We start from the raw sequence: 15,386 nt of genomic DNA on the forward strand, positions 1-15,386 counted from the left end.
GAAGCATGAAAATCAAATACCTATTGCCACTGCTGGCTATAGCGCTGGCAGCTGCCAAATGCAGCGACGATCTGACGGGCTGCCCAATGGGCGAACCCATCAAGCTGCAAATTGGGGGCACTGTGGAATGCCAGGATACCCCTATTCAATTAATTGCGGTCAAGGAAGACTCCCGCTGCCCGGAATACACCAATTGTGTGTGGGAAGGGCAGGCGGTTGTGCAACTGGCACTTGGCAACGGCGACCGGCAAACGCTTGACCTGACCCTTCGGGAGGGCAAGCCGGAGCTGGCCAGCAAAAGTATGGGCGGGTACATTTACCGCTTGTCGGAAGTTACGCCCTATCCGGTGGCAGGGCAATCCATACAGCCGGAGGAATACGTGGTGACCTTCATTGTGGAGGCGATATAAATCCACTGCCAACAGCCGCATAACAAACCATAATTTATGCTTTTTCCCATTGGCGATGATCAGGTAAAAGGCGGGCATTTCCCGCTGTTCAGTTATTTGTTTATCGTCCTTAATGTTATCGCCTTTTATTTTCAGCTCACGAGCCCGGGTATGCTGATTGATCAATATGCGGCAGTGCCCGCGGAGATTGAGTCGGGCCGTAACCTGTTCACCTTGCTGACGAGTATGTTTATGCACGGCGGGTTCGGTCATATTTTGGGCAATATGCTTTTCCTTTGGGTGTTTGCAGACAATATCGAGGCCACGATTGGCAACGTCCGATTCGTGTTGTTCTACCTCCTGGGAGGAATGGCTGCCCATGCCGCCCACATCTACTTCAATCCGGGTAGTGTGGTGCCAACGGTAGGCGCAAGTGGGGCGATCTCTGCCGTAATGGGCGCTTATATGGTTATGTTTCCGGCCTCCCGCGTGAAGCTTTGGTTCTTCTTTCTGATCTTTCGGGTCCCGGCATTCCTGTTTTTGGGAATCTGGATTTGGATGCAGTGGAGTAGTGGCTGGGCATCACTGCAGGTAGGGGCTGAAGGGGGTGGCACCGCATGGTGGGCGCACATTGGCGGTTTTGTTTTTGGTTTTGCAGCAGGTTTGTACTTCCGGCTTGCTTACCCCATGGAGCGGGTGAAGGAGGCGGAGGAAACGTATGCTTAATTGAACAGGCTCACATACCCAAAATGGACCTTGGGTGCGCTAAAGTCAATGGGGTTGCCTAGTTGCTTGCCATACGCCAGGCTTACGCCAAAAACGCCTGCACTGGTCTCGAAAGAAATACCTGCTCCAAAGCCATAGGGCCAGTCGGTCACGTCCTTCACGGGCGTCACATCTTCCACATAAGCCACGTCCCCAAAAGCATAGAGGTAAGAATTTTGCCCAATCAGCAGCCGGTATTCCACAGTGGATAACGCGTAGCGGGTTGCGAAAATGGATTCCTCGTCAAAGCCACGCAGGATTTGGTTGCCCCCAATGCGGAATTGCTCATTGAAGTACACCGGCGCTTCTGAGAAAACCGCCCCGCCGCGCAGCCGCCCGAGCAGGGTGCTGCGGTTGAATAAAGGCAGGTAGCCTTCTATCTGTCCGCTAAACTTGTACTGAAAACTGCGCAGCTCAAGGGTATCGTACAGCTCACCGTAGCCTAGTTCCAGAATGCGGTTGTTGCGTTCAATGCGCTTTACCCCAGCACCTCCTCTCAGCCTTACAGACCAGCCCTTTCGGGGATTGAAGCGGTAGTCGAGGTCCTGCAGCGCGTATTCCAGCCCAAAGTAGGCATTGCTGACATCCAGGTTTTGGGGCAGGCGCTCCTGCAGTTGCAGCCGGGCCTCATCTACAGTAAGCAGGGTGGAAGAGCGGTTGTTCCAGAATACCTTCAGGTAGTTGCCCCCTTCAAACAGGTACTGTATGCCCAGGTCCGACTCCAGGTCGAGATAAGAGGTGTCGCGTTTGTACAAATCAAAGCTAAAGTCTACACCAAACGGCAGCCCCAGTACAAAAGGATAGTTGAACTCCAGCTCCAGTTCCTGCGTCTCCGGCCTTAGCTGCTCGAAAGAAGCATAGATGCGCTCGCCCTGTCCAAACTGATTTTGCAGTTCCCCTTTGAAGGTACCTGTCACGAGCACGGTGCGGTCATTGAGTTGCCGGCCGGCTTCGTTCTGAGGGAGTACGCCGAGGACAAAGTCGAACCGGCTCGCCCGTTTTTTCTCCAAAGGCAACTGTATCGTCGCTTCCTGTTCGATGAAGGTGACCGTGGGGTCCTCTGCCAGGGTAAGAAAAGGCAGTTCCTGTACGCGGTTGCGGATTTGCCGGACCTGCTGATTGTTGTAGGGCCGGCCCGGAGCGATACCCAGGTAGTTCTCCATGTAAACCTGACTAATTTTTGCATTGCCGCGCAGGTCCAGCTCTTTCACAAGAATGAGCGGCCCCCGGTCCATCATCAGCTGAGCCGCTACCCGCCCTTTATTGATCAGAATGCTGTCGAGCCATACTTTGGCAAAGGGATAGCCATGATTTTCGGCATAGTCGAGCAGCTTCTCCTGCAGCTTGCGCAGTTGATCGTAGCGAAAAGGCTTGTTGCGGTAAAGCCGTTCCCGAAATCCGGCCCCATCGAGGATCGCCGAAGAGATGTTGCCGTTTGATAGTGCAATCCACCGGTAGTGCGGGCCTACGTGCAGCGTAGCGAAAAAGATGCTGTCTTTGCGTGTAAGCCGGTCCACCGAGGCTTCAGCGAATGCCATGGCGTGCAGCGTGCGTATATTTTCGGCGAGGCCCGCTTTCAGGGCAACGGTGTCTGGCCAGGTGGACACCGTTTCAGAGAAAACCTCCTCCACGAATGCCTGCGTGGTGTCCGTGGCCAGCCATTGCAGGCGGTACTGCGCGTGCGTCAACACGGGCACCAACAAAATTAACGGCCAAAGGAGGTTCTTAAACATTTATTAAAGTTCGTCGCTTTTTTAATAGCTGATCGCCTAAAACACGTTCTACATTCGGTTTTATTGGCTTTTTAACAAAAAAGCAGGTTTTTACCGCATACGATTGGCATCAAATAACGTTATTGAAAACATATATTGCTTACCTGGTGGATTCCGCCGTACACATTTGATGGCAAAGGCTATGGTATTGAAACAGGATCCAAGGCATTCGGCCCGGCCACACCGGTAAGTTCACAACACCCGGTCCCCCCTCAGGGATGGACAAAATCATGCATATGAAACGTATTCTAAAAATTAGTGCTATAGTAGGGATCGTCGTTATCGGTATGTCGGCTACGATGTCACCCCGCAACAAGTACTTTGAGATTCTGAAAAACCTGGAGATTTTCACCAATCTCTACAAAGAAATCAATACCTACTACGTGGACGATGTGGACCCGGGGCAACTCATGCGCACCGGGATCGACGCCATGATGGAGTCGCTTGACCCTTTCACCAACTACATATCCGAGTCGGAAATTGAAGGGTACCGGTTCATGACGGAAGGCAAATACAACGGTATTGGCGCTATCAGCCAGCAAATTGACAGCTTCGTTACGATCGTTGAGTTATACGAAGATCAGGCTGCAGATCAGGCTGGCCTGAAGCCGGGTGACCGCATCATTTCCATCGATGGCAAAGATGCAGTGGGCAAAACGCCGGAGCAGGTCAATAACATCCTGCGCGGTTTCCCTGGCACGGAGGTTGAATTGGAAATCCAACGTCCTGGTGAGGCAGCGCAATTTAAAGTGAGCATTACACGCACGGAAGTGGAAGTGGAGAACGTGCCTTATTATGGCATGCTCAATGATGACATTGGTTATGTGGCCTTGACTACTTTTACCCGAAATGCTGGCAAAAATGTGGGCAGTGCGCTCAAAGCGCTCGAAGCGGAAAACCCCAATATGAAGGGCGTAGTCTTTGACTTGCGCGGCAACGGCGGCGGTTTGCTCACTGAGGCGGTCAATGTCTCCAACGTGTTCATCCCCCGCGGAGAAGTGGTGGTGACCACCAAAGGCAAGGTCAAAGAGTGGGACCGTACCTTTAGCACTATGGGCAATTCCACAGATGAAGAAATCCCTGTGGTTGTCCTGATCAACGACCGTTCTGCTTCTGCTTCAGAAATTGTGAGCGGCGTGCTTCAGGATTATGACCGGGGCGTGCTCATGGGGCAGCGGAGTTATGGAAAGGGGCTGGTACAAAATACCCGCGATATCGGCTACAATTCCAAGCTCAAACTCACCACCGCTAAGTATTACATCCCAAGTGGCCGCTGCATCCAAAGTGTGGAGTATGAAGATGGCGAGCCTGTGGATATCCCTGATGACCGCCGTACGCCATTCACCACCCGTAACGGGCGTACCGTACTTGATGGCGGTGGGGTGAAGCCGGATGTGGTGGTAGACAAATTCACCGATGCCTCCATCGTCAAAAGCCTGATTGATCAACACTTGATTTTTGATTTCGTCACAGCCTATTTTTCAGGGGTGGACAGCATTGATTCAGTAGAAGACTATCGCTTCGATGATTTCCAGGCTTTTGTCGATTACCTTGATGCGCAGGCTTTCCAATACGATACAGAGAGCGAAAAACTGCTCAAAAAACTTCAGAAAGCGAGTCAAAAAGACGGCTATGACCTGACCGAAGAAATCGCCGCCCTGCAGCAGGACATCAAAGCCAGCAAAAAAGATGCTTTGCAAAAGAATCAGGAGGTTATTATTGACCTCATTGAGAAAGATGTAGCCAGCCGCTTTTACTATCAGAAAGGCAAAATCAAAATGGGGCTGCGCAACGATAAGGAAATTGAGGAAGCCATTGCGCTACTTAATGATACGGCGCGGTACAACTCAATTTTGAGTGGCCAGTAGACCGGCCGGTTAAAAAACAAAGTGGGCAAGTGCAATTCATCAAGCGCTTGCCTGCTTCTGTTTCGGACAGGTCCGAAAGGGGCGCTCAGCATGTTGTATATACCATAGTCTTTATGAAAAAGGCCGTTTCACTTCCCGGAGTCTATGTGGAATTAATACCTTAAGTGCATGAAAAAGATACAGGTCACCATTCTCACCGGCTTTTTGGGCGCGGGCAAGACGACCCTGCTCAATGCGCTGTTGCAACAATTAAACGGACAGAATAATGTGGTCATTGAGAATGAGTTCGGGCAGGTGTCCATCGATGGCGGGTTAGTCCGGCAGTATTCCAGCGATGTTTATGAGATCAGCAACGGCTGCATCTGCTGCTCACTTGACGATGAGCTGTTTGATGTGCTCACCGAGCTTATCAACGAAAATCCTGTGCCCGACCATCTCTTTATCGAAGCGACCGGCGTAGCCGATAGCGGCAGTCTGGCGGGTGTCTTTTTGCGCCGGGATATCAGTCAGCGCTACGAGCTGGCTCAGGTCATCGGTGTGGTGGATGCGACCAATGTTGCCCAGCGCCTTAGGGAAGCCGAAGAAGTCAGCCGTCAAATTACCGCCGCCGATCTTCTGGTGCTGAATAAAATGCAGGAAGCCACGGAGGAGCAAATTGCAGAAGCCCGTGATTTGCTCCGCCAGCTCAATCCTTTTGCGCCGGTAGTGCCCAGTGAAGACGGTAAAATCCCCGTTTCCTGGCTGGAAACCCGGCGTTCCCGCATGGCTTTCCAACTACCCGCCAGCGTAACGGCTGCTGCAAAACCCAAAGCAACGGGCCATCTTCAGCAGTCTGATATTTCCTCGACTACTCATACTTTCGACCAGCCCTTTGACCTCAACCAGCTCCGGCACGTACTGACCGTAAGCCTGATGCTCTACGCCAAGCAGATTTACCGCATTAAGGGTGTGGTAAAGAGTAAGGAAGATGGTCAAAGCTATCTGCTACAGTCCACCGGCAAGGCGCTGCAAATCACACCGGCAGCTGCACCGCTTTCAACGGATAGCCCTTCCACCTTAGTGGTGATTGGGAAAGGCCTGAAGAAGGAGGCGATTGAACGGTTGTTGCGGCAGGGGGTGGCGCGGTGACTATTCTCCTGCAGAGGAGGAAATTTGGCGGTTTTCAGACAAAATGGATATTTGGCGTATGCTGCTGCCTGGAAAGTAGTTATATTTGCAATTGAAATATACAAGCGTTTTTCGCATCTCTGCTATAGCGTTATTTACTTAAATCTGTATCCCGGAAAGTACCTTCGGGGTATGACAAACCAAACGCCATGAAGAAATTTTCTCTTCTCTTCTCTTCTCTTCTCTAGTGTTATGATATTCGCTCAGACTTGTACCGACCAGGTTGTCGTTATGGTGGAAAGTATAGTTGAAAAACTACGTAAAGTAGGTCAACTCCGCGTATTTAACGCTGCGGGGCAGTTGATCCATCAGCAGCAGCTTCAGCCTTTAGTAGAGCATCAGATCATAGCCCACAATGGCAGCCCGGCGTCTATTTCTACCGGGTGGAGACCCCTTCTGCTACGACTTCCGGTAAGCTCATCCGTAAGTAGTTCTGTTTCTAGAACCAAAACATAGCTCAGCTTTCTCTTTGTAGAGAGCTGAGCTTTCTTCCTATTCCCAAATCCTAATCCCATGGCGCATTCTAAACTTCTATTGCTGCTTGGCATTGCCCTAGTTTCACTTTCCGTTTCGGCTCAGGAGTTGTACTTCTATGCGCCGCCTGCTGGAAATAACTCCCCAAATAACCATGTTGGAATTATTGATCTAACAACCTGTGATACGGTTCATGTCGTAGAGCCGGAACGCCGACTCGGAAGCTGTACATTTGATCGGGATACGAACCTTTACACTGTATTGTCGGATACTATATACAAGGTTAATTTAGAGACAGGTAATTTGGGGTATCTTACGGATTTCGGGGTCGTTTTAGAGCCGGGGCAATCTGGTCCAGGCATATCAGGGTTGGAGGTTATGGGGGAAACATTATTTGCAATTTTTATTGATCCAGCGACAGCACTAGGAAAATATAATTTAAAAACTGGCGAAAAAGAGTTGTTAAATTCGAATTTTGAAGCAGATAATAACCCCCTTTTGGCGCCATCTGCTTTGACAGTGATCAATGGGCAGTTAGTGGCCAGTACCTGGGGAGGCGGTTTTTATCAGATAGACACCAATGATTTGTCCAATAGCCAATTGCTTTTTCCACATCCAGTCCTGGAGCCCTTTTCCAATGGCTTGGGCACCGTACCCGTGGATTGCCAAAATAGCCGGACTTTTGTGACTGATGCGATAGTTCAATCTGTTGATAATATATATGAGGTCCACTTTGAAACACAGACCCTTGAATTGACATGTGTTACTGATTTTCGTATTGCGAGCCTATGGACTCTAGAAGAATCCCTCCCCCCGCCCTGCGCGCTGGAAGTTAACCCAATAGGTAGTGCATCCCCAGGCAGCGCCTATCAGGCCGACACGGCTTGTACGGGGGCGCCACAGCCCATCCTGCCGCCAAGCCTGGAGCTGCTCTCCGAGATTGGGTTTATAGATTCTATCCGGGTTACGCTGTCGGGCCCTGGCGGCATGGATGAGCAACTGGCCAGTACCGGCACTGATAGCATTGTAGTGCTTGGCAGTGGCAGCGCCCAGCTGCGCTTCCTGCCCCAACAGGGCCGGCCTTCACTTCCTGCCTGGGAGGCCGTGCTGGGTGCAGCCCAGTACACCTACGGAGGCCCCGGCCTTCCACCGGAGGGCACCCGGGAAATCAGAGTGGTTGCTTATGCGGCAGGCAATGTGAGCGATACTGCCTTTGCATACCTCCCCATTTTCCCATATCCGCCTTCAGCGGGAGAAGATGCAGCGGTGGCCCTCTGTCCGGGCAGTGCCCCGGTAGACTTATTTGCTCAGCTCGGCGGCAGCCCGGCTCCCGGTGGGCAATGGCAACCGGGCAGTGGCAGTTTCGATCCGGCAGCAGATGCGCCGGGCACTTATTTTTACATTCAGTCTGGTGCGCCTGGCTGCCCTGGTGATACTGCGGTAGCTACGGTCAGCTTGCTTCCCCCGCCGGTGTTCAGCCTGGGTGCAGACACGGCCTTATGCCAGGGCAATACCTTGCTGCTGGAAGCCCCGGCTGGCCTTCAGGTGGAACAGTGGCAGGATGGCAGCAACGGTCCGTCCTTCACGGTGGCACAGGCAGGAGATTATGCCCTGCAAGCCAGCAACAGCGAAGGCTGCACCAGTTCAGATACGATAACAATCGCTTATTCGGATTTCTCGGGCTTGCTGCTGGAAACTACGGATGTTGTCTGCTTTGGGGACAGCACCGGTGTGCTGGAAGCGATGCCTTCCGGTGGTTTGCCACCGTATGCGTACAACTGGCAGCCTGTCGGGTTGGGTGCAACAGTTACCGGTCTGCCTGCGGGCACTTACAGCGTTACGGCCACAGATGCGGCAGGCTGTACTTTCTCTTCGACAGCGGTTATTGAGCAGCCTGAGTCACCGATAGCAGTCACCGACACCCTGCGCCGCTGCGCCGGGGAGCCTTTCTTTTGGGAAGGGGAACCTGTCCTTTCGGATACCTTGCTGCAAGGGGTTTACAGCAGTGTTGAGGGATGTGATTCGCTGTATGAGCTGCATTTGTACTTCTCAGATACAGTCCGGAGCAGTTTGCAGGCTGATATTTGTGTGGGGGATACGTTTAGCTGGGAAGGGCAGGTGTGGGAGCAGGATACAAGCGTTTGTATGACTTACAATACGGTGGCTGGCTGTGATTCTCTTACCTGTCTTGAACTTGCTGTAGCGCCACCTGTGATGGTAAGCGCAGGAGCAGATCAGGAAGTGTTGCCGGGGCAGCCGGTCACGCTGTCGGGCAGTAGCAGTGCAGCAATGGTGCAATGGCTCCCCGAAGAGGGATTAAGCTGCCCAACTTGTTTGTCCACCGATGTAGAGCTGATGGCTACCCAAGTGTACCAGCTTTTAGCCACAGATAGCCTGGGCTGCACGGCGATGGATGAGGTGCAAGTCACCGTCTTGCCATCTTCTGCTTACTACCTGCCCAATGCTTTTTCACCTAATGGGGACGGCCGCAACGATACCTTTGGGCCCCTGCCAGCACGTCCGGGCATTGAGGCGGCACAGTTCCGGGTGTTTGGCCGCTGGGGCAGTCTGGTTTTTGAGCGCAGCAATCTGCCTTTGGAAGACGGGCGCCTCTTTTGGGACGGGCAGGTCAGGGGCGAAAGCGCCCCGGCTGGCGTTTACGTCTGGATGCTAGAGGTAAGGCTGCCAAATGGCAGGGTTGAGCAAGTGCAGGGGGAGGTGTTGCTGCTGCGGTAGAAGGTCATTGGGCAAAGAAGGATTTTTAATCATTCCTCCTCCCCCCAACCCTGAAAATGATCTTCCTCCCGCGCCTGATCAATAGCCTTATACTCAGAGATGGTAGTCCAGAGCAAGTCCTTCAGTTCCTGCAGGCCCTGCTGGGCAACGGAGGAAATAAAGAGCGTGGGCAAGTCCTTTGGCAGCTCTGATTTGAGCATTTCCTTCAGTTCCTCGTCGAGCATATCGCTTTTGGTGATGGCCAGGACGCGGGGCTTGTGCATCAGTTCCTCATTGTACTGTTGGAGCTCATTGAGGAGGATATTGTATTCCTTTCGGATGTTTTCCGTATCGCAGGGAATCATAAAGAGCAGCGTCGCATTGCGCTCAATGTGGCGCAGAAAGCGGAAGCCCAGCCCTTTACCCTGATGGGCATTCTCAATAATGCCCGGTATGTCGGCCATGACGAAGGAGCGGCCATCACGGTAAGAAACAATGCCCAGGTTAGGTACGAGGGTGGTGAAGGCGTAGTTGGCGATTTTCGGTTTCGCCGCTGTGATCACGGACAGCAAGGTAGACTTGCCCGCATTCGGGAAGCCAACGAGGCCTACATCCGCGAGCGTCTTTAGCTCCAGGATTTTCCAGGACTCCTGCCCTGGTTCGCCGGGCTGTGCATAGCGTGGGGTTTGGTTGGTTGCGGATTTGAAGTGGCTGTTGCCCAGCCCGCCCCGGCCACCGCTGAGCAAAACGCGTTCTTCGTCGTGTTTGGTGATTTCAAACTCCACCTCGCCGGTTTCTGCATCTCTGGCTACAGTACCCAGGGGCACTTCCAGAATGATGTCTTCACCATCTGCGCCGAACATGTGATTGCGGCCGCCGTTGCCACCGCTTCCGGCGATAACATGCTTGCGGTATTTCAGGGCCAGCAGGGTCCACACGTTGCTGTTGCCCCGCAGGATGATGTGCCCGCCCCGGCCACCGTCACCACCGTCAGGGCCGCCTTTTGGGGTGGCTTTGCTTCGGTGCAGGTGTGCAGAGCCCGCGCCACCTTTTCCAGATCGGCAGCAAATCTTTACGTAATCGACGAAGTTTCCGGACATGTTTAAAATTTGGTTAGGGCAAATGTAGGCATTTTATAGCTTGTCAATCTCCGCACACAAACGGCCGAAGATTTCCTCTATGCTGCCTACGCCGTGCACCTTTACCGCTTTGCCCTTGGAAGCGTAGTAGTCGAATACCGGAGTGGTCTCGCTTTTGTAGACATCAATGCGGTTGCGGATGATGTTTTCATCGGCATCGTCTTTACGCCCGGAGGTTTTGCCCCGCTCCAGGAGGCGCTTAACCAGCTCCTCGTCTGGCACATCGAGCATAATGAGAGACGAAACAGCCTGGTCTTTTTCGCTCAGCAGCTCGTCCAGGGCTTCAGCCTGTGGCGTGGTGCGTGGGAAGCCATCGAAAATGTAACCGGCCACATCGGGATTGGCCTCTACCTTATTGCGTAGCATGCCCACCGTAACGCTATCCGGTACAAGCTCCCCTTTTTCGATATAGCTTTTGGCTTCTTTGCCGAGTGGGGTATCATTGCCCATTTCGTAGCGGAAAAGGTCACCGGTGGAGATATGCAGCAGGCTATACTTTTCAACCAGTTTAGAAGCCTGTGTCCCTTTGCCTGAGCCCGGAGGGCCAAAGAGTATCAGATTGATCATGTGTAGTAACATTTTTGGTTTTTTGCCTTTTGGGAGCTGAAGCTTGCCGAAAGGCATGTTTGTTTTGATAAAATGGCAGTTTCACACTGCCGGAATCGCAACGGGCAAAATACGAAAATGCTAAGAAACTTAGGAGGAGTGACTTCATTCAAAGGGCTTTGACTTTCATATGGCCTTACCCTTGGATTTCGTACAAGCAGTTCTGTTCAGGCATTACCTAAAAAACACTCCGGGCAGAGGAAATTTTTGGTGACCAGTAACTCGATTTGGTGACATTATCAATGACCACGCCCCGGGAGGTACTGTGAATGACGTAAATCCCATCTTCTTTATTGGCGACGACCATAGATACATGGAAGACTTTGCCCAGAGGGGTACGGCGGTAAAATATCAGATCACCGGGCTGTACGTTTTTCAGGCGTACTTTTTTGCCGTTATTTTCCTGTGCCTGAGAGGTGCGCGACAGGGCAATGTCTACCTGCTTCATGACATAGGAGGTAAAACCCGAGCAGTCAAAGCCACTCTTTGGCGAGGTGCCGCCCAGTTTATACTTGGTGCCGAGAAAGGTCTTGGCATAGTCGACAGCCTCTTTCCGCAATAGCGCCTCTTCTGTTTCCGGGAGGTCAGGGTCCTCAGCAGGTTCATCAAGAGGGGGCTCCGGGTCATCTTCCTCTTCAAAGACAAATTCGGTGTCGCGGTCCTCTTCGTCCTCACGGGAGGGGCGGCTGTCTTCGGGAGGCGTGTTTTCTTCTTCGTAAAGAGGGCGTTCCTGAGCAGGCGACCCGCCCCGGGAAGTATTGTAGTTGTACTCGGTGGTGAACAGGCCGCAGGAGCTGATTAGGAGCATGAGGGCTAGTGCCAGTACAGGCTGCGTAAATCGGGGGAGCAATTGATACATTGTTGCTTGCGTTGTAAAATCTTGTCTATAGATAAAATTTGGATGTACTCCTGAATTCAACGTCGGGCGGTCTTTTTCATTTTCTCTCCGCCTTTAAATGAAAGGTTAAACTCTTCCTGCCGTAAAGGGTGGCGGCTTGCTGCTCATCTTAATTCGAAGGTGTCCCGGTCATCCAGAAAACGTAGTTTGCGTCGGAATTCGTCCTGCTTTTCGGGGTCCAGCGATACGGTAAAAACACTTTCGACATCAGCGGCCTGCAGCAGCGGGTCACCGGCGTAGTCGAGTATGGAAGTGTCACCGGCATGTGGATAGCCATTGCCGTCTTCTCCCACCCGGTTAACACCGATGGTGTAGGCTTGGTTTTCGATAGCTCGTGCGACGAGCAGGCTCTTCCAGGCGTTACGTCTTTTACTAGGCCAGTTGGCTACATAAATCAGCAGGTCATAGCCCATAGTATTGCGGCTCCAAACCGGAAACCGGAGATCATAGCAGATCAGTGGCATAATGGTCCAGCCTTTAAGCTCGGTCAGCAAGTGGGTTTGCCCGGGCTGATAGACCTTTTCTTCTCCGGCCAGCGTAAACAAATGCCGTTTGTCGTAGTGAGAAAAGGTGCCATCCGGGCGTACCCAAAGCAAACGGTTGTAATACTGCCCGTTTACTTCGGCAATAATACTGCCTGTGACCACGGCCTGAAGGTGGGCCGCCTTTTCGGCCATCCATTGATAAGCCCGCCCTTTAGTAGGCTCTGCCAGGCAGGGGGCATTCATGGAAAAACCAGTAGTGAACATTTCCGGGAGGATCAGCAGATTCGTCTGCCCGGGCTGAAGCCGCTGCAGCATCCTGTCCAGGTACCCGAAGTTGGCGGAAGGGTCTTCCCATGCCAGCTCGGTCTGTAGTAGTGAAACGGTTAATTGCTCTTTCATAGCGCCATAATACAAAAAGAGGTGTAAAGCACGATGCTTACACCTCTTTTGTTATAATGCGTCCGGGTAACCAGACGGCAATAATTACTCTTCAGTAGCTTCTTCCGCTTCTTCATCTGCTACAGGTGCAGCTCCTGCTTTAGCAGCAGCAGATGCAGCAGAACGAAGGGCACGTGGTGTCTCAACACTTGCGATAGGTACACCAGGAGAATTCAGGATTTCGATGGTCTCCAGCTTCTGGTCTACGTCGCGTACACGGATAGACTGGTTCAGCTCAAGTTTGGAGATATCGACACGCATCTCGGTCACCATGTTTTCCGGCTTGGTCTTGATCTTGAGACGGCGCAGGCGCTGAATCAGCTTACCACCATTTTTGACACCAGGAGAAGTGCCTTTGAAACGGATCGGTACTTCCACCTTTACCGCACGGCCTTCCTCAAGCTGCAGGAAGTCCAGGTGCTGTATCTCATCGGTCACCGGGTGGAACTGAATATCCTTGACGATAGCCTTGAAAGATTTGCCGTCAACAGAAACCTCCGCGATTTTGAAGTCCGGTGTATAAATCAAATCCTTAACGTCAATAGGGTTAACGGAGAAGTGGATCAGATCCTCACTTCCGTACGCAACGCATGGAATGTGACCTTCCTTGCGCAGTGCTTTTGTGCTTCGCTTGCCCATATCGGTGCGCGGCTGTCCTGTAAAAGCTATCGTTTCCATGATTTTATAGACTTTGTCTTTTTCTGTATTCCAATGAATCGTGTACTCAATACACATTTAGCCCTGAAAAGGCACGCAAAGATAGGTATTCCCGGCCAAAAAGAAAAAATTGGCTGGCTAAAAAGTTGAGCGAAAAGGTCTTACCGGAATGTAAAGGCCTCAATCTCCCACAAAAAGGGCAGAAATAGAGCGATGTTCGTGGGTATTACGAATAGCCCGGGAGAAAAGCTTGGCCGTGCTGAGGACTTTAATTTTCTCGGAGTCCTGCTTCAGCGGTATGGTATCGCATACCAGCAGCTCTTCTAAATGGGAGTTTTCGATCTTCTCATAAGCTTGCCCCGAAAGCACAGGGTGAGTACACATGGCCCGTACACTCCTTGCGCCTTTTTCTACCAGAATGGCAGCAGCCCGGCAAAGGGTACCTGCGGTATCGACGAGGTCATCCACCAAAATGACATCTGCGCCTTCGACATCGCCAATCACGGTCATTTCCGAAACCTCGTTGGCCTGCTTACGGTATTTGTCGCAAATCACAAGAGGGCGGCGGAAGTGCTTGGCATAGGTGCGTGCCCGCTTTACGCCACCTACATCAGGAGACGCAAAAATGGTATTGCTGAGGTCTTGTTGTTGAAAATAGGGGATATAAATGGCTTCACTCTTGAGGTGGTCCACCGGAATATCAAAAAAGCCCTGAATCTGATCCGCGTGGAGGTCCATCGTCATGATACGATTGGCGCCTGCGGTGTGGAGGAGGTTGGCAATGAGTTTGGCAGAAATAGGCACACGGGGTTTGTCTTTCCGGTCCTGACGGGCATACCCAAAGTAAGGGATGACAGCCGTGATGTAACCGGCAGAAGCCCGCTTGGCTGCATCAACCATGAGCAACAGCTCCATCAGGTTCTCTGTAGGAGGATAAGTGGACTGTATGAAAAACACATATGCGCCACGTACGGACTCATTGATAACGGGCTGCATTTCTCCATCGCTGAAACGGTGGACATTGATATCACCCAGCGGATGCCCGTAGTGGTCGGCAATGCTTTTGGATAAATACGCGGATGTCGTACCTGAGAAGAGTTTAACTTCTACCATTGGGCCTTTGATCATTTGTCGTGGGTTATGCCTTTGGCAAAGGTAAAACTTCTGAGGTAGTATTTCATAGATCAGGCAGAGGATTTAAGGCAGAGGCTACACCTGTCCCAGTATAAATGCTTGTGGAAGGCGCTCATGCTATGAGGAGGGCACGGCTTTCGCCGAAAATCAGGCGGGCTTGGTCGAAGGGAAGTGTACAGTACAGCAGGTCTTGTTAATATTGTATACCGGGTATCGTTTATTTGAAAATGCCCGGCAAAATCTTACGGCCTATGCCCGGATTATTTTTCTCCAATTGGTGGGAAGCCCTTTCGGTACTACAGCAGAGCTTATGGCTCGTTGCTGTGGCAGGCACACTACTGCTGATCATCCTGATTGCCATGAGCCTGTTGGACCCGGAAACGGAAGCCGAAGCCTCAGCACGTTTGTCCCGGGTTTTCAACCCCCGGACTATTCTTACTTTCCTTACCTTTTTTGGCTGGGTGGGCTTGCTCATTTCTTACACCAGCCTGGCACAACACTATGTCATCGCAGGTGGTGCTTTGGCGGGGCTGATTGCGGCAGCTATGGCTAAGGCTGTCACCCTGATGCTGCTCCGTTTGGCTCCCCGACCTGTAGTTGCTAACCCGCAAGGCCTGGTGCAGTCTACCGGGAGAGTATTGTATACCGTGCCTTCCCACCGGAATGGGTTTGGCAAAGTCCATCTAAATGTTAAAGGTGCCCCTTACGAAATTGAGGCGATGACTGCCGGGATGGAACTCCGCAGGGGCTCCTCCGTTCGGGTGGTGGATGTGATAGAAGAGGGCCGTGTACTGGTAGTGGAGCCACTCGAAGACAAAGGCTATCCGCACGAAGAGCATGGCCTGGGCCGGTAACCCGTAGTGCCCTGAGCGAGGCAGC

General features: G+C 52.1%; 13 protein-coding genes. 6 read left to right on the forward strand and 7 right to left on the reverse strand.

From position 1 onward, the window contains the following. The first annotated feature begins 5 nt into the window (after positions 1-5). Positions 6-410, forward strand: coding sequence for a hypothetical protein (locus tag ACO08I_RS18920; protein WP_052456742.1), 405 nt, complete (start codon positions 6-8; stop codon positions 408-410). A 36-nt stretch (positions 411-446) separates the two neighbouring features. Continuing rightward, on the forward strand, positions 447-1,115 hold the full coding sequence (locus ACO08I_RS18925) for a rhomboid family intramembrane serine protease (protein ID WP_052515916.1): 669 nt from the start codon (positions 447-449) through the stop codon (positions 1,113-1,115). On the opposite strand, the gene ACO08I_RS18930 is transcribed toward ACO08I_RS18925, so the two are convergent. Next, entirely contained in the window at positions 1,112-2,887 is a 1,776-nt protein-coding gene (locus tag ACO08I_RS18930) for a BamA/TamA family outer membrane protein (protein ID WP_421946766.1), read from the reverse strand. The genes ACO08I_RS18925 and ACO08I_RS18930 overlap by 4 nt on opposite strands. Before the next feature lie 275 nt (positions 2,888-3,162). Here ACO08I_RS18930 and ACO08I_RS18935 point away from each other — a divergent pair, with 275 nt between their 5' ends. From ACO08I_RS18935 to ACO08I_RS18945, 3 genes are all read left to right on the forward strand, one after another. Next, positions 3,163-4,794, forward strand: coding sequence for a S41 family peptidase (locus ACO08I_RS18935; protein ID WP_421946767.1), 1,632 nt, complete (start codon positions 3,163-3,165; stop codon positions 4,792-4,794). A 168-nt stretch (positions 4,795-4,962) separates the two neighbouring features. Continuing rightward, a complete protein-coding gene (locus tag ACO08I_RS18940) occupies positions 4,963-5,922 on the forward strand; it encodes a CobW family GTP-binding protein (protein ID WP_421946768.1) in 960 nt (319 codons plus the stop codon). A gap of 972 nt (positions 5,923-6,894) precedes the next feature. Next, positions 6,895-9,171 (forward strand): gliding motility-associated C-terminal domain-containing protein, encoded by a 2,277-nt coding sequence (locus tag ACO08I_RS18945; RefSeq protein WP_421946769.1) that lies wholly within the window; start codon positions 6,895-6,897, stop codon positions 9,169-9,171. Between the two features lie 29 nt (positions 9,172-9,200). Here ACO08I_RS18945 and obgE read toward each other — a convergent pair whose 3' ends face one another. The 6 genes from obgE to ACO08I_RS18975 all read right to left on the reverse strand — a co-directional run bounded on the left by obgE (position 9,201) and on the right by ACO08I_RS18975 (position 14,486). After that, positions 9,201-10,250: a GTPase ObgE gene (gene obgE / locus ACO08I_RS18950; protein ID WP_044219656.1), complete on the reverse strand. Its 1,050-nt coding sequence runs from the start codon at positions 10,248-10,250 to the stop codon at positions 9,201-9,203. 33 nt (positions 10,251-10,283) lie between these two features. Continuing rightward, on the reverse strand, positions 10,284-10,856 hold the full coding sequence (locus ACO08I_RS18955; protein WP_421946770.1) for an adenylate kinase: 573 nt from the start codon (positions 10,854-10,856) through the stop codon (positions 10,284-10,286). Positions 10,857-11,073: 217 nt separating this feature from the next. Continuing rightward, a complete protein-coding gene (locus ACO08I_RS18960) occupies positions 11,074-11,754 on the reverse strand; it encodes a C40 family peptidase (RefSeq protein ID WP_282775499.1) in 681 nt (226 codons plus the stop codon). Positions 11,755-11,897: 143 nt separating this feature from the next. Then, a complete protein-coding gene (locus tag ACO08I_RS18965) occupies positions 11,898-12,677 on the reverse strand; it encodes an amidohydrolase (RefSeq protein ID WP_421946771.1) in 780 nt (259 codons plus the stop codon). A gap of 84 nt (positions 12,678-12,761) precedes the next feature. Beyond that, a complete protein-coding gene (locus ACO08I_RS18970) occupies positions 12,762-13,394 on the reverse strand; it encodes a 50S ribosomal protein L25 (RefSeq protein ID WP_044219801.1) in 633 nt (210 codons plus the stop codon). Between the two features lie 159 nt (positions 13,395-13,553). Continuing rightward, positions 13,554-14,486 carry a ribose-phosphate pyrophosphokinase gene (locus ACO08I_RS18975; RefSeq protein WP_044219805.1) on the reverse strand — a complete coding sequence of 311 codons (933 nt, stop codon included), beginning with the start codon at positions 14,484-14,486 and terminating at the stop codon, positions 13,554-13,556. A gap of 272 nt (positions 14,487-14,758) precedes the next feature. Here ACO08I_RS18975 and ACO08I_RS18980 point away from each other — a divergent pair, with 272 nt between their 5' ends. Then, entirely contained in the window at positions 14,759-15,361 is a 603-nt protein-coding gene (locus tag ACO08I_RS18980; protein WP_044219658.1) for a hypothetical protein, read from the forward strand. The last annotated feature ends 25 nt before the right edge of the window (positions 15,362-15,386 follow it).

This window comes from Phaeodactylibacter xiamenensis, assembly GCF_965229835.1.
GTDB classification, from domain to species: domain Bacteria; phylum Bacteroidota; class Bacteroidia; order Chitinophagales; family Saprospiraceae; genus Phaeodactylibacter; species Phaeodactylibacter xiamenensis.